Source organism: Streptomyces sp. NPDC005878, from assembly GCF_040629815.1.
In the GTDB taxonomy this organism is placed as follows: Bacteria; Actinomycetota; Actinomycetes; order Streptomycetales; family Streptomycetaceae; genus Streptomyces.
Genome location: NZ_JBEXWK010000052.1, coordinates 1 through 20,103 on the forward strand (window position 1 = coordinate 1; position 20,103 = coordinate 20,103).

The window sequence follows — 20,103 nt, forward strand, 5'->3', positions numbered from 1 at the left end:
CGCCCCGGCCCCCTGTGGGGGCCGGGGGGTGGTCTGGGGGTTGTCGGTGGTCGCGCGCGCAGTTCCCCGCGCCCCTAGGTGGCTAGGGGCGCGGGGAACTGCGCGAGCGGGCCTCCACGGTCCGCAGGTGGAAGAAGGGGGTCGGGGGGGGAGCCCCGAAGGTCAGGGTGTGGGGGGTCGGAGGCGCAGGGTCAGGGATGCCGCCAGCGCCCCCACCCCCACCAGCGGTAGCAACACCCCCACCCCCACCACACCCACCAACCCCGCCCCCACTCCCAGCCCCACCGCGTTCGGCGCGAACAGCAGCGTGTTCGCCGTCGACGCCGTGCGGCCCAGCACCGCGTCCGGGACCGACCGCTGGACCGCCGTCATCGACGCCACCAGCACACACGGCAGCCCGAGCCCGATCCCCGCGCTGCACACCAGCACCACCGCGTCGTAGGGCAGGACCCGCGCGCACACCGACACCGCGAACACGGCGATACCGGCCGCGGCGTAGCGGTGGGCGGGCAGACGGCGCAGGAGCGGGCCCGCCAGCAGCCCGGACGCCACCGAGCCCACGCCCTGCACCGTGTACAGCACGCCCACGAACGTCGGCGCGTGGCCGAGCCGTTCGTCGGCCACCGCGTAGACCGCCGCCCCGTTCAGCCCGGCGCACAGCATCGTCGCCGCGCCCGCGAGCACCAGCGGCCGCAGCACCGGCGAGCGCCACACCGCACGCGTGCCCTCCGCCGTGTCGGCCGTCCAGCGGCCGCCCCGCACCGGCCGCGCCTCCCGTACCCGGAGCAGCGCGAAGATCCCCGCCGCGAGGAGGAACGTCACCGCGTCCAGGACCGCCACCGCCTGGCCGCCGTACCGCGCGTACAGCCCCGCCCCCGCCAGCGGAGCGACCAGCTTCATGCCCTCGTTGGCCGTCATCCGCAGACCGTTGAAGTCGCCCAGCAGATCGCGGTCGACGGCGCCGGCCACCAGGGCGGCCTCGGCCGCGTCCTGGACGACGCCGTTCACGCCGTACACCACCAGCACCGCGAACAGGATCCAGATCCGTCCTTCCGCGTCCACCGCGAGCAGGGACGTCAGCAGGAGCGCCATCGCGAGGTTGAGCCCCACCAGGAGGGGCCGCCGGCGCACCCGGTCCGCGACCGTGCCGAGCAGGGGGCCCACCAGCGTCGGCGCCCACATGGCGAAGACGGTGAGCGCCGCCAGCCCGTCGGAGCCGGTCAGCGACTTGGTCCAGATCCCGGCCGTAAGCCACATCGCCGACGACCCGAACCCGGACACCACCACCCCGGTCAGATACAGCCCCGCGTCGCGGTCGGTCAGGACCCGTCGCAGCGCGCGGCCCCTGACACCGCCCTTCACCCCTGTCGTGTTCACAGGGGAAAGGTCGCCGCTGAGGCGGCCCGGACGGATCCGGCGGGCGCCTTATTCCCGGCGGCCGCGATGCCCTAGGACGCCCGCAGGGCCGCCCCCATCATCTTCGGCGCCACCGGCGCCGCCAGGCCGTTGCCGCTCACCTCCGAGCGGGCCGCGCCGGAGTCCTCGATGAGCACGGCCACCGCGACCTGCTTGCCGGTGGCGTGATCCTTGGCGTACGAGGTGAACCAGGCGTACGGCGTCTTGGAATTGCCCACGCCGTGCTGGGCCGTGCCCGTCTTGCCGCCGACCTCGGCGCCGCTCACCTTGGCGTTGGAGCCGGTGCCCTCCTCGACGACCGTCACCATCGCCGAGCGCAACTGGCGTGCGGTCTGCGAGGAGACGATCCGCTTGCCGTCGCCGTCCGCGTACGACTGGAGGGTCGTGCCCTCCGCGTCCGTCACCTGCGAGACCATATGCGGCGATGCCATGACCCCGTCGTTGGCTATGGCGGCGGACACCATGGCCATCTGGAGCGGAGTCGCCGTCACCTCGAACTGGCCGATACCGGTCAGCGCGGTCTGCGCCCGGTCCATGTTCGCGGAGGCCTTCGGATACACGCTCGCCGAGGCCCGCACCGGCACGTCCTGCTCGGCGTCGTTGAAGCCGAACTTCTCCGCCATGGCCCGGACCCTGTCCTGGCCGAGCCGGTCCGCCAGCTTCGCGAAGACGTTGTTGCACGAGTACTGGAGCGCCGTGCGGATCGTGGCGTTCTCGCACGGGGCGGAGGGGTTCTCGTTGGTCAGCACGGTCCGGGTGCCGGGCAGGGTGTACGGGCTGGGGCTGTCGGTCCTCGTGTCCACCGACGGGTAGAGGCCGTTCTCCAGCGCCGCCGCGGCCACCACCAGCTTGAAGGTCGAACCCGGCGGCAGCGGCTGGCGCAGCGCCCGGTTCACCATCGGCTTGTCGGGGTCCTCCGAGAGTGCTTTCCAGGCGGCGCCGTCCGCCGAACCCGCGATCTTCGACGGGTCGTACGAGGGCGTCGAGACCATGCCGAGGATGCGGCCGGTCCTCGGGTCGATGGCGACGGCCGCGCCCTTCTTGCCGCCGAGCGCCGCGTAACCGGCCTTCTGCACCGCCGGGTCGATGGTGGTCAGCACGTCGCCCCCGCGTGCCCGCTCGCCGGTGAGCACCGAGAGCGGGCCCTTCATCCGGGTGTCGGTGCCGTCCAGCACCGTGCCGTAGATCCCCTCCAGCTGGGTCGCCCCGTACACCTGCGAGCTGAAGCCGGTCACCGCCGCGTACAGCTCGCCGTTCCGGTAGGCACGTTTGTACGCGAGATCACCGCCCGTCGTCCGCACCGATCCGGTGACCGGCGAGCCGGCCACGATGATGTCCCCGAGCGGGTTCGCGTACCGCGCGATGGTGTTCCGCCGGTTCAGCTTGTCGTCCGCGAGAGCCTGGCCTTGGTAGAACTGCACATAGGTGGCCCGGCCCAGCAGGGCCAGCACCATGAGCAGACAGAAGACCGCACTGCGCCTGATCGTCTTGTTCATCCCGCACAGAGGACGAGCCGGATGCCGTGCATCGTTCCCTTTGGCGGCTTTTCTCAGGAAGCTCTCATGACCCGGCGGGCTCTCGGGGCCGCGCGCGGGTCAGAGCCGGCGGGTGGCCAGCGTCAGCCGGTCGCGGGCGTCGAACAGGGCGTCCTTCACCATCTGCTCGTGCGCCGGGGTCAGCCGCGCCACCGGGACCGAGCAGCTGATCGCGTCGCGCGCGGGGGTGCGGTAGGGGATCGCGACACCGAAGCAGCGCAGCCCCAGCGTGTTCTCCTCGCGGTCCACCGCATAGCCCTGCTCGCGGATCTGGTGCAGTTCCTCGATGAGCTTCTCGCGGTCGGTGATGGTGTTCTCGGTGAGCTGCTGGAGGGTCTCCGGGAGCAGCTTGCGCACCTGCTCGTCGCTGTGGGTGGCCAGCAGCGCCTTGCCCAGCGAGGTCGAGTGCGCGGGCAGCCGGCGCCCGACGCGGGTGAAGGGCCGCAGATAGTGCTGGGACTGACGGGTGGCGAGGTAGACCACGTTGGTGCCGTCGAGGCGGGCGAGGTGGATGGTCTCCGTGGTGTCGTCGGAGAGCCGGTCCAGCGTCGGCCGGGCCGCCGCGACGACCTCGTCGCCGTCGATGTACGAGGTGCCGACCAGCAGGGCCCGGACACCGATCCCGTACCGCGTGCCGGTGGCGTCGGTCTCCACCCAGCCGAGCTCCACCAGGGTGCGCAGCAGCATGTAGAGGCTGGACTTGGGGTAGCCGACCGCCTCCTGGACCGCCGCGAGGGAGTGCATTCCGGGGCGCCCCGCGAAGTACTCCAGCAACTCCACCGTACGTACGGCGGACTTGACCTGGGCCCCACCTGTCTCGACAGCCGACATCCGACCTCGCCCCTTCTTGTCTGCGTGTCTTGCCAACGCAGAACGCCCGTCAATAGAGTCCAGCTTATTCATCAGCAGGAACTCTGTTCAGAATACCGAACAACCCGGGTGGGCGGGGCAGGACCAGCGGGACGACCGCCAGGGAGCTCGGGCACGACCGGAAGCCGGAAGGACGTAGCGGTGAGCACAGCACCAGTCTGGAGTGTCGACCCCCGTACCGGGAAGCCGCGGGAGCAGGTCGCGGCGGAGGCGTCCGAGCGCGAGGTCGACGAGGCGGTGCGGGCCGCGTGGGCGGCGCGTGACGCGCTCGCCGACCGGGGCGTACGCGCCGCCCTGCTGCGGACCGCCGCCGAGCTGCTCGACGAGGCCGCGGAGCACGTGGTGGAGGCCGCGGACGCCGAGACCGCCCTCGGGCCGGTCCGGCTCACCGGGGAACTCGCCCGGACCACCGCCCAGTTGCGGGCCTTCGCGGACGTGGCGGAGGAGGGCTCCTTCCTCGACGTCCGCATCGACCACGCCGACCCGAACCGTACGCCGCCGTGGCCGGACCTGCGGCGGATGAAGATCCCGCTGGGCGTGGTCGCGGTGTACTCGGCGTCCAACTTCCCGCTCGCCTTCTCCGTCCCCGGCGGGGACACGGCGAGCGCCCTCGCGGCCGGCTGCCCGGTCGTGGTCAAGGCCCACCCGGACCACCCGGCCACCTCCGAGCTGTGCGCCTCGCTGCTGCGGCGGGCGGCGGTACGGGTCGGGCTGCCGCAGGAGGTGGTCGCGCTCGTCCACGGCTTCGACGCCGGGATCGCGCTGGTGCGCCACCCGCTGGTCGCGGCGGCCGGCTTCACCGGTTCGGTACGCGGCGGACGCGCTCTCTTCGACGCGGCGGCGGCCCGGCCGGTGCCGATCCCCTTCCACGGCGAGCTGGGGTCGCTGAACCCGGTCGTGGTCACTCGGGCGGCGGCGGAGGAGCGGGGCGAGCCGATCGGCGCGGGGCTCGCTTTCTCGATGACGCTGGGCGTCGGCCAGTTCTGCACCAAGCCGGGCTTCGTGCTCGCGCCGGCCGGGCCGGGCGGGGACGCGCTGCTGAAGGCGCTGACGGCGGCGGTGAGCGACGCGGAGGCGGGGGTGATGCTGGACCACCGGATGCGGGACGCGTTCGTGGCCGGGGTCGCCGAGCGGGCCGCGCTCGACGGGGTCGAGGCGCCGGTGACGCCCGGGTCCGGCGGGGAGCACACGGTCAGCGCGGGATTCCTGACGGTCGCGGCGTCGGTACTGGCCGCTCCGGGCCCGCACGATCTGCTCCTGGAGGAGTGCTTCGGGCCGGTGACGGTGGTGGCGAGGTATGAGCACCCGTCCGAGATCGGAGCGGTGCTCTCGCGGCTGCCGGGGAACCTGACGGCGACGCTGCACCTGTCGACGGAGGAGGGGGCCGGGCAGGACGGCGGCGGGGCCGCGTCGCTGCTCGCCGCGCTGACGGGGCTCGCGGGGCGGGTCCTGGTGGACGGGTGGCCGACGGGGGTGGCGGTGGCACCCGCCCAGCACCACGGCGGTCCCTACCCGGCGACGACGTCGACGTCCACGTCGGTGGGGGCGACGGCGGTGGAGCGGTGGGTGCGGCCGGTGACGTATCAGGATGTGCCGGAGGGGTTGTTGCCGGGGGAGTTGCGGGAGGGGGGTGTGGGGGTTCCGCGGTGGGTCGACGGCCAGTGGGAGGCCCCCACTCCGCCCGCCCCCTGACCCCCCGGGACAGCCGAGCCGCCCCCACCCCTGCACCCGGGGCTACGCCCCGCCCCCCTTCTTCACCTGCGGACCGTGGTGGGGCACCCGCGCAGTTCCCCGCGCCCCTGACACCCTCGTTCGCCTGCGGACCGTGGCGGGTTGCTCGCGCAGTTCCCCGCGCCCCTGACACCCTCGTTCGCCTGCGGACCGTGGTGGGTTGCTCGCGCAGTTCCCCGCGCCCCTGACACCCTCGTTCGCCTGCGGACCGTGGCGGGTTGCTCGCGCAGTTCCCCGCGCCCCTTAGTGGGCCTGCGGCCCCCCGGGGCGGGGTGGGTGGTTGCCTTGTCTGCGGGCTGTGGTGGGTTGCTCGCGCAGTTCCCCGCGCCCCTAACTGCCCAGGGGCGCGGGGAACTGCGCGCTCAGCCACCCACGACCCGCAGACGAACTCCCCAGCCCGCCCGCAGGCGCCTCCCGGGCCGAGCCCAACCCCTAAGGGGCGCGGGGAACTGCGCGACCAGCCCCCACCGGCCCGCAGACGAACTCCGCAGCCCGCCCGCAGGCGCCTTCCGGGGCGAGCCCAACCCCCTAAGGGGCGCGGGGAACTGCGCGCTCAGCCACCCACCCACGGCCCGCAGACGAACTCCCCAGCCCGCCCGCAGGCGCTTTCCGGGGCGAGCCCAACCCGCTAAGGGGCGCGGGGAACTGCGCGACCAGCCCACCACCGGCCCGCAGATGAACCCCTGGCCAAGAAGGGGCGCGGGGAACTGCGCGACCAGCCCACCACCGGCCCGCAGGCGAACCCCTGGCTAAGAAGGGGCGCGGGGAACTGCGCGATCGGCCCCGACCGGGCCGCGGGCAAAACGCAACCCCGCCCAGCCCCCCACCAGCCCCATCAACACCGCCGCACCCCCCACCCCCACCCGCATCCCCGCCACGAACCCCGCCCCGTCCCCGGCCACCAGCGCCCCGCACACCGCCACGCTCAGCGCCCCCGCCACCTGGCGGGCCGCGTTCAGGACGCCGGCCGCCAGGCCCGCCCGGTCCTGGGGGAGGGACTCCATCACCGTCGCCGTCAGGGCCGGGATCGTCAGGGCGCAGCCCAGGGCCAGGGGGATCAGGAGGAAGGACACCAGCAGCGGAGGGGTCCCGGCGTCGGGGACGAGGAGCAGGAGCAGGCCCGCCAGGGCCAGGAGCTGGCCGAGCAGCATCGGGCGGCGCGGCCCGTAGCGCGCGGAGAGCTTGCCCGAGAGGACGTTGGTCACCGGGATCAGCGCCGTCATCGGCAGGAACATCAGCCCGGCCACCAGCGCCGACTCCCCCCGTACCCGCTGGAAGTACAGACTGAAGACGAAGATCACGCCGTAGAAGGCGACGCTCGCCGCCGCCCCCGCGGCGACGGCCACCGCGACCGTGGGCGTACGGAACAGCCCCAGCGGCACGACCGGATGCGCCACGCGCGACTCGATCATCAGGAACGCCGCCCCGGAGAGCAGCGCCACCACCCCCGCCACCACCCGTACCGGCCCGGACTCGATCACCGCGAAGGCGAGCGCGGCCAGCGCCACCACCGCCGTGAGCTGCCCGGGCAGGTCGAGCGGCGCGGGACGGCGCCGCGAGCGCGGGGCGCGGGCCGTCAGGACCAGGGCCGCGAGCCCCAGGGGGAGGTTGATGAAGAAGATGCCCCGCCAGTCCCACGCCGTGGTGAGCGCCCCGCCCGCGACCGGCCCGAGCGCCACCGCGACCGAGCCGCCCGCCGCCCACAGGGCCACCGCCCGGGCCCGGCGCGCCGGATCCGCGTACGCCTGCCGCACCAGCGCCAGCGAGGCGGGCAGCACGACGGCCGCGGCCGTGCCCTGCACCACCCGGGCGCCGATGAGCACCCCCAGGCCGGGGGCGAAACCGCAGGCGGCCGAGGCGAGGACGAAGACGACCGTGCCCAGCGCGTACGCCCGGGCCGCCCCGATCCGGTCCGCGAACGCGCCGGTCGACAGCATCAGCGCCGCGAACGCGAGCGTGTACGCGTCGACCACCCATTGGAGCCCCGCCATCCCGCCACCCAGCTCGGAGCCGATCGCGGGCAGGGCGACGTTCACCACGGACGCGTCCAGCGTGATCAGCGCGAAGCCCAGGAGGGCGGCGGCCAGGGTGAGCCCGGGGGAGGAGCGGCGGCCCGGCTCCGTCGGCTCCGCCCCGCCGGCGTTCGGCTTCCGGCGGTCCGTCGGCAACTGGTCCGTCGGCAACCGGTCGGTCGGCAACCGGTCGGTCGGCAACTGGTCGGGCGACTGCTGGTGGGTCGGCAACCCGTCGGCCGGCGTCAGCTGCCCCGTCGGCGTCAAGGGCCGGGGCGTCGGCAAGGGCTCAGGCGCCGTCAACGGGTGTGCGGCGGGCTCGGGTTGGCGTACGGCGTCGGGTGACATGCCCTCAGCCTGGCGATCTCCGCCCGGTTACAGTAGTGGCCCGAACGCCATGCATCCGGAGGTTCTGGCCATGAAGTCCGACCGGCGGGCCCACCCGCGGCGGCCCCATCGGATCGTCGTCGTCGCGCCCTCCCCGGTGTCGATGTTCAACCTCGCCATCCCCGAGCTGCTCTTCGCCAAGGTGGAGATCGACGGCGCCCCGGGGTACGAGCTGACCGTCTGCACCCCCGAGCCCGGCCCGATCGCCACCACCGGCGGGCTCGACCTGTACGTGGCCCGGGGCCTGGACGCGGTCGCGGAGGCCGACACCGTCCTGGTCGCGGGGACGGGGCAGCGCTACGCGCCCGACCCCCGCACGGTGGAGGCCGTCCGCGCGGCCGCAGCCGAGGGGCGCCGGATCACCTCCATCTGCAGCGGCGCCTTCGTCCTCGCCGAGGCCGGCCTCCTCGACGGGCGCAGCGCCACCACGTACTGGGAGCTGGCCGAGGAGCTGCGCCGGCGCTATCCGGCGCTCGACCTCAAGGGCGATGTCCTCTATGTGGAGGACGGGGACGTCATGACCTCGTCCGGATACGCCGCCGGGATCGACATGTGCCTGCACATCATCCGTACCGACTACGGCGCCGCCGTCGCCAACCAGGTGGCCAGGGCCGCGCTGGTCGCCCCGGTGCGGCCCGGCGGGCAGACCCAGTTCACCCAGACCCCGCTGCCCGCCGAGCGGGGCGTGGCCTGCGCCGACACCCGGGGCTGGGCGATGCGCAACCTGGACAGGCCGCTCACCCTCACCGATCTCGCCCGGCACGCCGGGGTGAGCGTGCGCACGCTCACCCGCCGCTTCCACGCCGAGAGCGGGGTCAGCCCGTTGCAGTGGCTGCTCCACCAGCGCGTCGAGCGGGCGAAGGAGCTCCTGGAGACCACCACGCTCCCCATGGACCGGATCGCCGAGGCCAGCGGCCTGGGCAGCGCCGACTCGCTCCGCGCCCATCTGGTCCGGCGCACCGGTCTGACCCCGACCGCGTACCGGGCCGGCTTCAGCAGGCTGGAGCGGGTGGCCTGACCGGGGGAGCCCGGCGCGGCCGGGCGGCCGGGGAATGCGGCGGCGGTCCCGTACGTTGGCTTGCTTGAAAGTGACACAAAGCAAGTGGCACAAACGGCACGAACCGATTGAGAGAAGTGACATGCGCGTCGAGATCTGGAGCGACATCGCCTGCCCGTGGTGCTACATCGGCAAGGCCCGGTTCGAGAAGGGCCTGGCGGAGTTCGCGCACCGCGACGACATCGAGGTCGTCCACCGCTCCTTCGAACTCGACCCGAACCGCCCCAAGGGCGCGGTCGGCCCGGTGATCCCGATGCTGGCCGAGAAGTACGGCCGCACCCTGGACGAGGCCCGGGGCATGGAGGAGCATGTCGCCTCCACCGCGCACGCCGAGGGGCTGGGCTACCTCACCGAGGGCCGCGACCACGGCAACACCTTCGACATCCACCGGCTGCTCCACCTGGCCAGGGCCCGGGGCCGCCAGGAGGCGCTGCTCGACCTCGCCTACCGGGCCAACTTCGCCGAGGAGCGCTCGGTCTTCGACGACGGCGTGCTGCTGGACCTCGCGGTCGAGGCCGGTCTGGACGCCGACGAGGTACGGGCGGTGCTCGCCGACGGGAGCGCGTACGCCGACGAGGTGCGCGCGGACGAGGCCGAGGCGGCGGAGCTCGGCGCGAACGCCGTGCCGTTCTTCGTGGTCGACCGCAAGTACGGGATCTCCGGCGGCCAGCCCGCCGAGGTGTTCACGCGGGCCCTGGAGCAGGCGTGGCAGGAGCGGACGCCGCCGGTCCTGGCCACGCTGGGGACGGCCGGTGCCGGTGGTGACGGTGAGGCGTGCGGGCCGGACGGATGCGCGGTTCCGGGCGCGTGACGCCCGTACGGCCGCCGACCCCCTACGCCCGTACCGGACGCCGCCTCCCTACGCCCGTACCGGCCGCCGGCCCCTAACACCCGTACGGCCGCCAACCCCTGGACGGCCGTGGACCGTTCCTTCGGCCACCCGGTCGCTCCGCTTTGTCGATTGACCCCGGCCCCGGCGGGCCGCAGGGTGGGATCATGGAGATCCTGGAGCCCCTGTCGGGTGACGCGTTCGCGCCCGAGACGACGTATCTGAACACTTCGAGCTGCGGTCTGCTGCCCCGGCGCGCGGTGGACGCCATCACGCGGCTCGCCGGGGAGAACGCCGCCGGCACCCGCATGGGCGCGGGAGGCTTCGACGCGCTCGCCGCCGCCCGCGCCTCGTTCGCCCGGCTCGCCGGGGTCGGCGCCGACCGGGTCGCGCTCGGCTCGTCGGTCTCGGTGCACGTGGCGCTCGTCGCCCATTCGCTGCCCGCCGGGGCCGAAGTCCTCGCTCCCGAGGGCGAGTTCAGCTCGGTGGTGCAGCCCTTCGCGGTACGGGGTGACCTCAAGATGCGGTACGTGCCGCTGGAGGCGCTGGCCGAGGAGGTGCGCCCGGAGACCGCGCTGGTGGCCTTCTCGTCCGTCCAGTCCGCGGACGGGCGGGTCGCGGACCTCGCGGCCGTACGGGCAGCGGCGGCGGCGCACGGGGCGCGTACGCTCCTGGACGCCAGCCAGTCCGCGGGCTGGCTGCCGCTGGACGCGGGCGCGTACGACTACACGGTCACGGCGGGGTTCAAGTTCCTGGTCTGCCCGCGGGGCACGTCGTTCCTGACGGTGACCGAGGAGGCCCAGGAGGGGCTGGCCCCGCTGCACTCGGGGTGGTTCGCGGCGGAGGACCTGAGCGACAACTACGGCCCGGTGCAGGCGCTGGCGGGGGACGCGCGGCGGTATGACGAGCCCGGTTCGTTCCTGTCGTACCACGCCGCCGCGGAGTCGCTGGCGGTGCTGGAGTCCGTGGGGATCCCGGCCGTGCACGCCCACGCCCTGACACTCGCCGAGCGCCTGCGGGACGGCCTCGCCGCGCTCGGGCACCGGTCCGTGGCCCAGGACTCGGCGATCGTCGCCGTGCCCGGACTGGGCGGGGCGCAGCCGGAGCTGCTGCGGGCGGGGGTGTACGCCTCCGAACGGGGCGGGAACCTGCGGTTCGCCGTCCACCTGTACAACGCGTCCACCGACGTGGACCGCGCGCTGGAGGCGCTGGGCGCGGTGCGGTGAGTCCGGCGGGCGCCGCGACCGCCCCGCGTCGGCCTGCCGCCCCGCCCGACCGCCCGACCGGGGAAAGCCGTGGTCACGGGCGGTCGCGGGAGCGATGATCGGGCCGTGACCACGGATACCGAGCAGGACGTACGGGTGCGCGCCGCCGCCCGCAACAACGCCGAGTGGTGCGAGGCCCTCTGCCGCGCCCACGGCATCACGGGCGCCCGGGACGCCCACGCCTGGACCAGCGCCCGGCGCACCCCGCCGCTCTACCCCGACGCGGTGACCCTCGACCCGGGTGCCGGGTCCCGCGGGATCGTGGAGCGGATCGACGCCTCGCCGGGCGCCTCGGTCAAGGACAGTTTCGCCGCCCTCGACCTGACGGGCGAGGGCTTCGCGGTGCTCTTCGACGCCCAGTGGATCCACCGGGCCGCCCCGGAACCGGGCGCGGGGGAGTGGGAACGGGTGCGTACGGAAGAGGAGTTGGCGCGCTGGGAGCGGGCCTGGTCGGACGGGGACAGCGACGGTCTCTTCCCGCCCGCGCTCCTCGCCGAGGACGCCCACGCCTTCCTCGCGGCGCGGGACGCGGCGGGGCGGATCATCGCCGGAGCCGTCGCCAGTACGAGCCAGTCGGTGAAGGGCGCGTCGGTGAAGGGCGCGTCGGTGGAGCGCGCGCCCGTGGTGGGTGTCTCCAACCTCTTCGCGGCCGACGGCGACCTCGACGCGGCCTGGGCCGGCTGCCTGGGCACGCTCGCCCGCCACCGGCCCGGCCTCGACGTGGTCGGCTACGAGAGCGGCGACGACCTCGCGGCCGCCGTCCGCGCCGGGTTCACCCCGGTCGGCGGACTCAGGGTCTGGCTGCGCCACTGAGCGGTTCGCCGTACCAGCGCCAGGACTCCCGGCGCGGCAGGTCGGGCAGCTCGGCCCGGCCGGTGGCCCACAGCAGGACGCGCCACCGGTCCGGGTCCGCCGGGACGTCACGGAACAGCCGGGCCAGCACCCGGTCGCACAGACCGCCGGGCGGCGCCCAGGTGACGCCGAGGCCCTGGGCCACGTCGTGGGTGTGCAGCAGCGTCTCGACGATCCCCATCGCCGCGAAGCCCTCCGGGTCCGAGACGCCGAAGGTGTGGTGGGCGCGGACGTCGGGGGAGGCCGTGCGCACCATCGCGGTCAGCAGGGCGCCGCACGCCTCCAGGGTCGTCAGGAGCCCGGCGGGTCCGGCCGCGCGGTCCGCGTGCACGGCGTTGCGCGGCCCGCCGGGCCGCCTCGCCTCCCACAGGAACGGCACATCGCCGTCGAGCGGCGGCTGCTGCGGGCCGAGCTGCGCGGCGTACGCGAAGAGGTCGTCCGCGAGGTGCTCGACGGTCTCCCAGCAGTCCCACTCCAGGGACCCGGCCCTCGCGCCCCAGTCCGCGGCCAGCCCGGCGCGCAGCGCGGTGACCGAGAGCCGTACGGCGTGTTCGACATCGGCCGCGGTGACGGGGGACCGTGAGGTTTCATCAGCCATGCGCCCGACCGTACCAACGATCACCGTACGGCCGGACGGCGGCCACGCACCCGTCAGCGCACCGGTGTGAAGTCCCTGGCGCCGATGAACTCCGGGCGGCGGATCGGGGCCGCGAACGGCTCGACCGCCGTGTTCTCCACGCTGTTGAAGACGATGAAGACGTTGCTGCGCGGATACGGGGTGATGTTGTCACCGGAGCCGTGCATGCAGTTGCAGTCGAACCAGGTCGCCGAGCCCGCGCGCCCGGTGAAGAGCCGGATGCCGTGCCGGTCGGCCATCTTCGTCAGCGCCTCGTCGGACGGCGTGCCCGCGTCCTGCATCTGGAGCGACTTCTTGTAGTTGTCCTTGGGCGTGGCCCCGGCGCACCCGAGGAAGTCCCGGTGCGAACCGGGCATGATCATCAGGCCGCCGTTGGTGTCGTGGTTCTCGGTGAGGGCGATCGACACGGAGACGGTCCGCATGTTCGGCAGGCCGTCCTCGGCGTGCCAGGTCTCGAAGTCCGAGTGCCAGTAGAAGCCCGACGCGCCGAACCCGGGCTTCACGTTGATGCGCGACTGGTGGACGTACACGTCCGAGCCCAGGATCCGCCGGGCGGTGCCGACCACGCGCTCGTCGCGCACCAGGCCCGCGAAGACCTCGCTCAGCTTGTGCACCTCGAAGACCGAGCGCACGGACTGGGACTGGGGCTCCACGATGGACCGCTCGTCGGCGCGGATCGCCGGGTCGGCGATCATCCGCTCCAGCTCGCGCCGGTAGAAGGCCACCTCGTCGTCGGCGAGGAGCTGGTCGACGGTGAGGAAGCCGTCCTTCTCGTACGACTCGAAGCCCTCGGACGGGCCCCAGACGACCGGGTCCTGACGGGGGGTCACTACCTCGGCGGCGCCGCGGGTGGGGTACAGGTCCTGCATGGTGATCAGCCCTCCTCGGGTTCGGTCAGCAGGGGGTAGACGCCGTTCTCGTCGTGGTCCTCCCGTCCGGTGACGGGCGGGTTGAAGACGCAGACGCAACGGAAGTCGGTCTTGGGGCGCAGGGTGTGGCGCTCATGGCCGTTCAGCAGGTACATCGTGCCGGGCTCGATCCAGTGGGTCTCACCGGTCTCGTGGTCGGTGAGCTCGGCCTCTCCCTCCACGCACAGCACCGCCTCGATGTGGTTGGCGTACCACATCGACGTCTCGGTGCCCGCGTACAGGACCGTCTCGTGGAGGGAGAAGCCGACCTTCTCCTTGGCGAGGACGATCCGCTTGCTCTCCCAGGTGCCGGAGGCGGCGCGGACGTGGCGTTCGGTGTTCTCGATGTCCTTCAACGAGCGGACGATCACAGGGGTTGCTCTCTTTCCTCGTACGGACGGCGGTCGGACGGCGGTCAGGCGGCCGTCTCGCGGACGGCGCGCGCCAGGGTGCGCAGACCCTCGTCGAGCTCGTCCTCGGTGATGGTCAGCGGCGGCAGCAGCTTGGTGACCTCGCTCTGCGGGCCCGACGTCTCGACCAGCAGGCCCAGCTCGAAGGCGCGCCGCGCCACCTTGCCCGCCCGCGCCTTGTCGTGGAACTCCAGGCCCCAGACCAGGCCGTGGCCCCGGTACTCCTTGACGTCGACCAGGTTCTCCTCGGTGATGGAGATCAGCGCCTGCTCGACCTGTTCGCCGCGGGCCCGGGTCTGCTTCTCCAGGGCGCCGCCGTCCGTCCAGTACGCCTCCAGCGCCGCGGTCGCGGTGACGAAGGCCGGGTTGTTGCCGCGGAAGGTGCCGTTGTGCTCGCCCGGCTCCCACACGTCCAGCTCCGGCTTGAACAGGCAGAGCGACATGGGCAGTCCGTAGCCGCTGATCGACTTGGACAGGGTGACGATGTCCGGGGTGATGCCCGCCTCCTCGAACGAGAAGAACGCGCCGGTGCGCCCGCACCCCATCTGGATGTCGTCGACGATCAGGAGCATGTCCTGGCGCCGGCAGAGGTCGGCGAGCGCACGCAGCCACTCGGGCCGCGCCACGTTGATGCCGCCCTCGCCCTGCACGGTCTCGACGATCACCGCGGCGGGCTTGTTGAGCCCGGAGCCCTGGTCCTCCAGGAGCCGCTCGAACCACAGGAAGTCGGGCACCTGCCCGTCGAGGTAGTTGTCGAACGGCATCGGCGTGCCGTGCACCAGCGGGATGCCGGCCCCGGCCCGCTTGAAGGCGTTGCCGGTGACGGCGAGCGAGCCCAGCGACATGCCGTGGAAGGCGTTGGTGAAGGAGACGATCGACTCGCGGCCCTTCACCTTGCGGGCCAGCTTCAGCGCCGCCTCGACCGCGTTGGTGCCGGTCGGGCCGGGGAACATCACCTTGTACGGCAGGTCGCGCGGGCGCAGGATCACGTTCTGGAAGGTCTCCAGGAACGCGCGTTTGGACGTGGTGGCCATGTCCAGGCCATGGGTGATGCCGTCGCGTTCGAGGTAGTCGAGCAGCGCGCGTTTGAGCACCGGGTTGTTGTGCCCGTAGTTGAGTGAGCCGGCCCCGGCGAAGAAGTCGAGGTACTCGTGGCCGTCCTCGTCGGTGAGCCGGGCGCCCTGGGCCCGGTCGAAGACGGCGGGCCAGCCGCGGCAGTAGCTGCGGACCTCCGACTCGACGGTCTCGAAGACGCTCAGCGCGGGCGGGGTGATGGTCACAGTCGTACTCCCAGGTCGATCCGGTAGAGGACTTCCGCCTTGTGCCCCTCGTCGGGGAACAGGCCGCTGTCGAAGAGCACCTCGCGGCGGGGCGCGGTGGAGCGCCGCTCGGCGAAGGAGGTGAACAGCCGGTCGGAGGCGGTGTTGTCGGGGGTCACGGTCGTCTCGACCGAGCGGACGCCGTGCGAGTCGGTGACCTTCGCGGTCAGCGCTTCCAGCAGGGTGCCGGCGAGGCCGCGCCCCCGGTGCTCGCGGTCGACGGCCACCTGCCAGACGACGAGCGTGTCGGGGCGGTCGGGCCGGACGTAGCCGGTGACGAAGGCGATCGGCTCCCCGGTGGCGTCGCGCGCCACCAGGGAGGTCGCGGCGAAGTCACGGCACCAGAGGAGATAGCTGTACGAGGAGTTGAGGTCCAGGACTTGTGAGTCGCGGGCGATACGCCAGATCGCGGCGCCGTCCTCGACGCGTGGGGTGTCGATATGGACAACGGTCTGTGCGGCGGTCATGCGGAGGGAATTTACCCAGCGGAAATTGAAATCGCATTCCCGTCGGGGGGTGTGCGAGGCGCTGTTCTGTGTTATCACGCAGGTGTACGCGCGAGGCGGTTTGTCCGGTAATTACCGGACAAAACGGCGCCGATGTGGAGTCGATCACACCCACTTGGGCTCCGAAAAACCTTCTGGAGATCGCGTGTTTGAGATCAATCTGCTGGGGCAGAAGAAAACGGGAAGCTGCTCCGGATAAAGCAGCTTCCCGTTCAGGGGAATTCACCGGCTATTTGTTCGCGGTAAAGGTGTCATCGGGTTGGTTTCACCAGGCTTGGGAAACAGCCTTGAGGGCGGCTTCCGTATCGACCGTCACGCCCCGCGCACCCAGCGCCGCCCCCAGCGCCGCGAGCGAACCACGGACCGTGTCCTGCGTGGCGTCGGCCCCGTAGTGGTTGACCCGGACCATCTCCTTGGCCAGCGCCCCGCCGCCCGCGATCAGCGGCAGCGAGGGATCGGCGGCCAGCGCCCGCGCCACCAGCTCCGAGGCATCGACGCCCTCCGGCACGCGCAGCGTCGTGGCCACCGGGGCCGCGTCCCGCTCCTGGCGCACATACGGCCGCAGCCCGCCGCCGAGCGCCGAGGCGCCCGCCCGGGTCGCGGCCGCCGCGCGTGCGTGCCGGGCCATCACCGCGTCCAGGCCCTCCGCCTCGATCCGCTCCACACACGCCTCCAGCGCCAGCATCTCCAGCTGCGCCGGGGCGTGCAGCAGCGCCCTGCGGCCACCGTCGATCCAGCGCTCCTTCCAGTCGAGGAGCGAGAGGTAGGAGCGGCGCGGGGCCTTCGGGTTGGCGGCGATGCGCGCCCAGGCGCGCTCGCTCACCGACACCGCGGAGACGCCCGCCGGGCCGCCCATCGCCTTCTGCGCGCCGATCACGCACAGGTCCACGCCCCACGCGTCCGGCAGCAGCGGCTCGGCGGCCACCGACGCCACCGCGTCCAGCATGAACAGCGCGCCGTGCCGGCGGACCACCTCGCCGATCTCCGCCACCGGGTTGGTGTTCCCGGTCGCCGCCTCCGCGTGCACCAGGGAGACGAAGTCGATCTCCGGGTGCTCGGTCAGGGCCCGGTCGACCTGGTCGGCGGAGACGGCCGTGTGGAAGGGCACCTCCAGGTCGACCACGTGCGCCCCGCAGTCCCGCAGCCAGTCGCCGAAGGTCTGCCCGTACGGGCCGGTCACCACGTTCAGCGCGGTGGAGCCCGGATGTGCGGCGCCCCGGATGCAGCCCTCCAGCGGCAGCAGCGCCTCGCCCTGCGTGATCACCACGTCCTGCTCGGTGGCGAGCAGCGCCGCCACCCGCCGCTCGATGGCCGCGAAACGGTCGGCGGTCAACGGGGGCAGATCGAGGAACGGGTGCGTCACAGCGGTGCCTTCTTCACATCAGCGGGTGCTCGGTGCCCGGGTGGGTGTACCCGGTCGAGGGTACCCAGCGCCTCGTACAGTGCTGACCATGAGCGATCACGTGGTGCTGCAGGTGAAGGGGCGGGTGCTCGTCGGCCCGGAGGAGGTGCGGGACGAACTGTGGGCGGTGGACGGCCGGATCACCTACGAGCGCCCGCCGGGCGCGGTGGAGGCTGTCACGGTCACCGGCTGGGCGCTGCCCGGCCTGGTCGACGCGCACTGCCACGTCGGGCTCGACCGGCACGGCCCGGTCGACGACGAGACCAGCGAGAAGCAGGCGCTGACGGACCGGGAGGCGGGCACCCTGCTCCTGCGGGACGCGGGCTCGCCCTCCGACACCCGCTGGATCGACGACCGCGAGGACCTGCCGAAGATCATCAGGGCGGGCCGCCACATCGCCCGCACCCGCCGCTACATCCGCAACTACGCCCATGAGATCGAGCCCGGCGACCTCGTCGCGTACGTGGCCCGCGAGGCGCGGCGCGGCGACGGCTGGGTCAAGCTGGTCGGCGACTGGATCGACCGCGAGGTGGGCGACCTCGCGCCGTGCTGGCCGCGCGGTGAGGTGGAGGCGGCGATCGCCGAGGCCCACCGGCTCGGCGCCCGGGTGACGGCCCACTGCTTCGCGGAGGACTCCCTGCGCGACCTGGTCGAGGCGGGCATCGACTGCGTCGAGCACGCCACCGGCCTGACCGAGGACACGATCCCGCTCTTCGCCGAGCGCGGCGTCGCCATCGTCCCGACCCTGGTCAACATCGCCACGTTCCCGCACCTCGCGGACGGCGGCCAGGCCAAGTTCCCCCAGTGGTCGGCCCATATGCGCCGCCTCCACGCCCGCCGCTACGACACCGTCCGCTCGGCCCACGACGCCGGCATCCCCGTCTTCGTCGGCACCGACGCGGGCGGCTCGATGGCCCACGGCCTGGTCGCGGCGGAGGTCGCGGAGCTGGTCAAGGCCGGCATCCCGCCGGTCGAGGCCCTCTCCGCCACGGCCTGGGGCGCCCGCGCCTGGCTGGGCCGCCCGGCACTGGAGGAGGGCGCTCCGGCGGACCTCGTGGTGTACGAGGGGGACCCGCGGGCGGACGTACGGGTGCTGGCGGCGCCGAGCCGGATCGTGCTGAACGGACGCATCGTGGGGTGACGGGGGCGGGTGCGGGTGCGGACGCGGGTGTGGGTGCGGGTGTGGGTGTGGGTGTCGGTGTCGGTGTGGGGAGTTGACGCGGAGGGTGACGGTCCGGGGAGTGGCTCGTTGTAGCCGTTTCGGCTGCGGCGACCTGTACGCCGGCGCGGGCCACCGGCGTACGCCGCAGGGGGGACGGGCAGCCCCCCTGCTGGGAACGGATGCGCGAGCGGAGTCGAACGGGCGGTCAGTGCGACCCCCCTTGGGGTGAACTGACGCCGCGTAGACGTGGTTTCACTCTCCGTGCGTAAAGATTCCGGTGTCTCCCGTCACTGGCGCGCCCCTGGCTCACCCGAGTCCCACGAGTCCCCGTGGTGGCGCGCGCCGGGTGACGGCTCATGTCTCCTGTGGGGGTTCCACCACCGTGAACACGATCAACTTCCGCCTGCCCGTACGCACCTCGGCCGCGCTGGCCCTGACCCTCGGCTCCCTGGCCCTCGCGACGCCCGTCCCGGCGTACGCGACGGGTCCGGGTGCCGGCGGCGCGGGTACGGGCGCGGTTGCGGCGACCGGCGGCGGCCAGGGCCGGGCGAGCGCGGTGGTGCTCCGCACCGGCCTGGACGTCTCGCTCCTCAACAAGACGGTCGACATCCCCCTGAAGGCCACGCTCAACGAGGTCCAGGCACCGGCCGGTTCGGGTACGGCGGGCCGGACGGCGCTGGAGGTGAAGCTCGACGGCGTCGAGAAGGGCCGGCCGGTGAACGTCCTGAAGGCGGACGCGGCGACCGCGACGGCGACGGTGAGGGCGGGCCGGGCCGAGGCCACCGCCCGCCTCCTCCACGCCCGGCTGCACGTCCCCGGTCTGCCGCTGCTGTCCCTGGTGGAGGTCGAGGACGTGACCTCCAAGGCGGTCTGCGCGGCGGGCGCGCGCCCGGTGGCCTCGTCCAACCCGCTGGGCGCGGTGACGGTCCTGGGAAGGAAGCTCACCCTGACGACGGGCGGGACGACGCGGGTGGCGGTGCCGGGGGTGGGTGAGGTGACCCTGGACCTGTCGTCGACGCACACGACGTCGCGGACTGCGGCGGCGACGGCGCTGCGGCTTCGGGTGTCGGTGAATCCGCTGAAGCTGAACGTGGCGGAGGTGGAGGGGGAGGTGACGCTCGGGGAGGCCCGCTGCGAGTCCCCGGCGTCGGGGCCGGCCCCCGCGCCCGCTCCCGTCGCGCGTACGTCGAGTACGCAGGTGCGGACGCAGACGGCGGCGGCAACCGAGCTGGCGGAAACGGGCGGGAGTTCGTCGATGGGCTATGTGGTGGGCGGGGCGGTCGTGCTGGTGGCGCTGGGTGGGGCGGGGGTGGTGCGGGCGCGTAGGGGCTGAGGGGGTTTGCCCCCACCCCGCCCCTTCCCGAAAGCCCTCCGGCGGGCGGCCTGCTTGTACGTCTGCGGACCGTGGCGGCCGACTCGCGCAGTTCCCCGCGCCCCTTGGGGGTTGGGGTTTGTCTGCGGGTGGGTGGTGGGCTGATCGCGCAGTTCCCCGCGCCCCTTTCGGGCCCGGACTTCGGCTGCGGGCAGTGGTCGGCTGGTCGCGCAGTTCCCCGCGCCCCTTTCGGGCCCGGACTTCGGCTGCGGGCAGTGGTCGGCTGGTCGCGCAGTTCCCCGCGCCCCTTGGGGGTTGGGCTTGCGCCGGGGCGGGGACGTTGAGCCGGTTCGTCTGGGGGCCGTGGGTGCCTGGTCGCGCGGTTCCCCGCGCCCCTGAGTACCTGGGCCTGCACCACCACCGGCTCCGCGCCCCACTCCTCGGCCAGCGCCCGCAGGCCCGCGCTGTCGTCGGCGCGGGCCACCAGGTCGTG

17 protein-coding genes are annotated in these 20,103 nt (G+C 73.3%); 7 read left to right on the top strand and 10 right to left on the bottom strand.

The genetic code is table 11. The annotated features are described in order from the left end of the window. Positions 1 to 162: 162 nt before the first annotated feature. The 3 genes from ABZ404_RS38725 to ABZ404_RS38735 form a co-directional block, all read right to left on the bottom strand. Positions 163 to 1,377 carry an MFS transporter gene (locus ABZ404_RS38725; protein WP_358991682.1) on the bottom strand — a complete coding sequence of 405 codons (1,215 nt, stop codon included), beginning with the start codon at positions 1,375 to 1,377 and terminating at the stop codon, positions 163 to 165. Between the two features lie 71 nt (positions 1,378 to 1,448). After that, entirely contained in the window at positions 1,449 to 2,912 is a 1,464-nt protein-coding gene (locus ABZ404_RS38730) for a penicillin-binding protein 2 (protein WP_358837306.1), read from the bottom strand. Positions 2,913 to 3,011: 99 nt separating this feature from the next. Continuing rightward, positions 3,012 to 3,782 (bottom strand): IclR family transcriptional regulator, encoded by a 771-nt coding sequence (locus ABZ404_RS38735; RefSeq protein ID WP_358837307.1) that lies wholly within the window; start codon positions 3,780 to 3,782, stop codon positions 3,012 to 3,014. A gap of 180 nt (positions 3,783 to 3,962) precedes the next feature. Between ABZ404_RS38735 and ABZ404_RS38740 the strand changes: the two genes are divergently transcribed. Further along, positions 3,963 to 5,513: an aldehyde dehydrogenase (NADP(+)) gene (locus ABZ404_RS38740; RefSeq protein WP_358837308.1), complete on the top strand. Its 1,551-nt coding sequence runs from the start codon at positions 3,963 to 3,965 to the stop codon at positions 5,511 to 5,513. A gap of 788 nt (positions 5,514 to 6,301) precedes the next feature. Here ABZ404_RS38740 and ABZ404_RS38745 read toward each other — a convergent pair. After that, positions 6,302 to 7,720 (bottom strand): MFS transporter, encoded by a 1,419-nt coding sequence (locus ABZ404_RS38745; protein ID WP_358991685.1) that lies wholly within the window; start codon positions 7,718 to 7,720, stop codon positions 6,302 to 6,304. Positions 7,721 to 8,054: 334 nt separating this feature from the next. Here ABZ404_RS38745 and ABZ404_RS38750 point away from each other — a divergent pair, with 334 nt between their 5' ends. The 4 genes from ABZ404_RS38750 (at position 8,055) to ABZ404_RS38765 (ending at position 11,915) form a co-directional block, all read left to right on the top strand. Beyond that, complete coding sequence (locus tag ABZ404_RS38750) at positions 8,055 to 8,969, top strand: helix-turn-helix domain-containing protein (protein ID WP_358991688.1); 915 nt, start codon at positions 8,055 to 8,057, stop codon at positions 8,967 to 8,969. Positions 8,970 to 9,090: 121 nt separating this feature from the next. Beyond that, on the top strand, positions 9,091 to 9,819 hold the full coding sequence (locus ABZ404_RS38755) for a DsbA family oxidoreductase (protein WP_358836150.1): 729 nt from the start codon (positions 9,091 to 9,093) through the stop codon (positions 9,817 to 9,819). A 185-nt stretch (positions 9,820 to 10,004) separates the two neighbouring features. Then, positions 10,005 to 11,063 (top strand): aminotransferase class V-fold PLP-dependent enzyme, encoded by a 1,059-nt coding sequence (locus ABZ404_RS38760; protein ID WP_358836151.1) that lies wholly within the window; start codon positions 10,005 to 10,007, stop codon positions 11,061 to 11,063. Positions 11,064 to 11,168: 105 nt separating this feature from the next. Further along, the gene (locus ABZ404_RS38765; RefSeq protein WP_358836152.1) at positions 11,169 to 11,915 is read left to right on the top strand and encodes a hypothetical protein; all 747 of its coding nucleotides are present in this window, start codon (positions 11,169 to 11,171) and stop codon (positions 11,913 to 11,915) included. Here ABZ404_RS38765 and ABZ404_RS38770 read toward each other — a convergent pair. From ABZ404_RS38770 to ABZ404_RS38795, 6 genes are all read right to left on the bottom strand, one after another. Continuing rightward, positions 11,893 to 12,552, bottom strand: coding sequence for a hypothetical protein (locus ABZ404_RS38770; RefSeq protein WP_358836153.1), 660 nt, complete (start codon positions 12,550 to 12,552; stop codon positions 11,893 to 11,895). The genes ABZ404_RS38765 and ABZ404_RS38770 overlap by 23 nt on opposite strands. Positions 12,553 to 12,605: 53 nt before the next feature. Next, a complete protein-coding gene (thpD, locus tag ABZ404_RS38775) occupies positions 12,606 to 13,460 on the bottom strand; it encodes an ectoine hydroxylase (RefSeq protein ID WP_358836154.1) in 855 nt (284 codons plus the stop codon). Positions 13,461 to 13,465: 5 nt separating this feature from the next. Beyond that, the gene (locus ABZ404_RS38780; protein ID WP_358836155.1) at positions 13,466 to 13,870 is read right to left on the bottom strand and encodes an ectoine synthase; all 405 of its coding nucleotides are present in this window, start codon (positions 13,868 to 13,870) and stop codon (positions 13,466 to 13,468) included. Between the two features lie 44 nt (positions 13,871 to 13,914). Continuing rightward, the gene (gene ectB / locus ABZ404_RS38785) at positions 13,915 to 15,189 is read right to left on the bottom strand and encodes a diaminobutyrate--2-oxoglutarate transaminase (RefSeq protein WP_358836156.1); all 1,275 of its coding nucleotides are present in this window, start codon (positions 15,187 to 15,189) and stop codon (positions 13,915 to 13,917) included. Then, positions 15,186 to 15,695, bottom strand: coding sequence for a diaminobutyrate acetyltransferase (gene ectA, locus ABZ404_RS38790; protein ID WP_358836157.1), 510 nt, complete (start codon positions 15,693 to 15,695; stop codon positions 15,186 to 15,188). Before ectA ends, ectB begins: the two co-directional genes overlap by 4 nt. A gap of 304 nt (positions 15,696 to 15,999) precedes the next feature. Next, positions 16,000 to 17,097: an aminotransferase class V-fold PLP-dependent enzyme gene (locus ABZ404_RS38795; protein ID WP_358836158.1), complete on the bottom strand. Its 1,098-nt coding sequence runs from the start codon at positions 17,095 to 17,097 to the stop codon at positions 16,000 to 16,002. 88 nt (positions 17,098 to 17,185) lie between these two features. Between ABZ404_RS38795 and ABZ404_RS38800 the strand changes: the two genes are divergently transcribed. Both ABZ404_RS38800 and ABZ404_RS38805 read left to right on the top strand, forming a co-directional pair. Continuing rightward, positions 17,186 to 18,277, top strand: a complete 1,092-nt coding sequence (locus ABZ404_RS38800; RefSeq protein ID WP_358836159.1) for an amidohydrolase family protein — start codon at positions 17,186 to 17,188, stop codon at positions 18,275 to 18,277. Positions 18,278 to 18,680: 403 nt separating this feature from the next. Continuing rightward, the gene (locus ABZ404_RS38805) at positions 18,681 to 19,631 is read left to right on the top strand and encodes an SCO1860 family LAETG-anchored protein (protein ID WP_358836160.1); all 951 of its coding nucleotides are present in this window, start codon (positions 18,681 to 18,683) and stop codon (positions 19,629 to 19,631) included. The last annotated feature ends 472 nt before the right edge of the window (positions 19,632 to 20,103 follow it).

Coding starts and splice junctions, on each gene's coding strand:
- ABZ404_RS38730 (WP_358837306.1), bottom strand. CDS start 2,912: ATGAACAAGACGATCAGGCGCAGTGCGGTCTTCTGTCTGCTCATGGTG.
- ABZ404_RS38735 (WP_358837307.1), bottom strand. CDS start 3,782: ATGTCGGCTGTCGAGACAGGTGGGGCCCAGGTCAAGTCCGCCGTACGT.
- ABZ404_RS38750 (WP_358991688.1), top strand. CDS start 8,055: ATGTTCAACCTCGCCATCCCCGAGCTGCTCTTCGCCAAGGTGGAGATC.
- ABZ404_RS38755 (WP_358836150.1), top strand. CDS start 9,091: ATGCGCGTCGAGATCTGGAGCGACATCGCCTGCCCGTGGTGCTACATC.
- ABZ404_RS38760 (WP_358836151.1), top strand. CDS start 10,005: ATGGAGATCCTGGAGCCCCTGTCGGGTGACGCGTTCGCGCCCGAGACG.
- ABZ404_RS38770 (WP_358836153.1), bottom strand. CDS start 12,552: ATGGCTGATGAAACCTCACGGTCCCCCGTCACCGCGGCCGATGTCGAA.
- thpD (WP_358836154.1), bottom strand. CDS start 13,460: ATGCAGGACCTGTACCCCACCCGCGGCGCCGCCGAGGTAGTGACCCCC.
- ectA (WP_358836157.1), bottom strand. CDS start 15,695: ATGACCGCCGCACAGACCGTTGTCCATATCGACACCCCACGCGTCGAG.
- ABZ404_RS38800 (WP_358836159.1), top strand. CDS start 17,186: ATGAGCGATCACGTGGTGCTGCAGGTGAAGGGGCGGGTGCTCGTCGGC.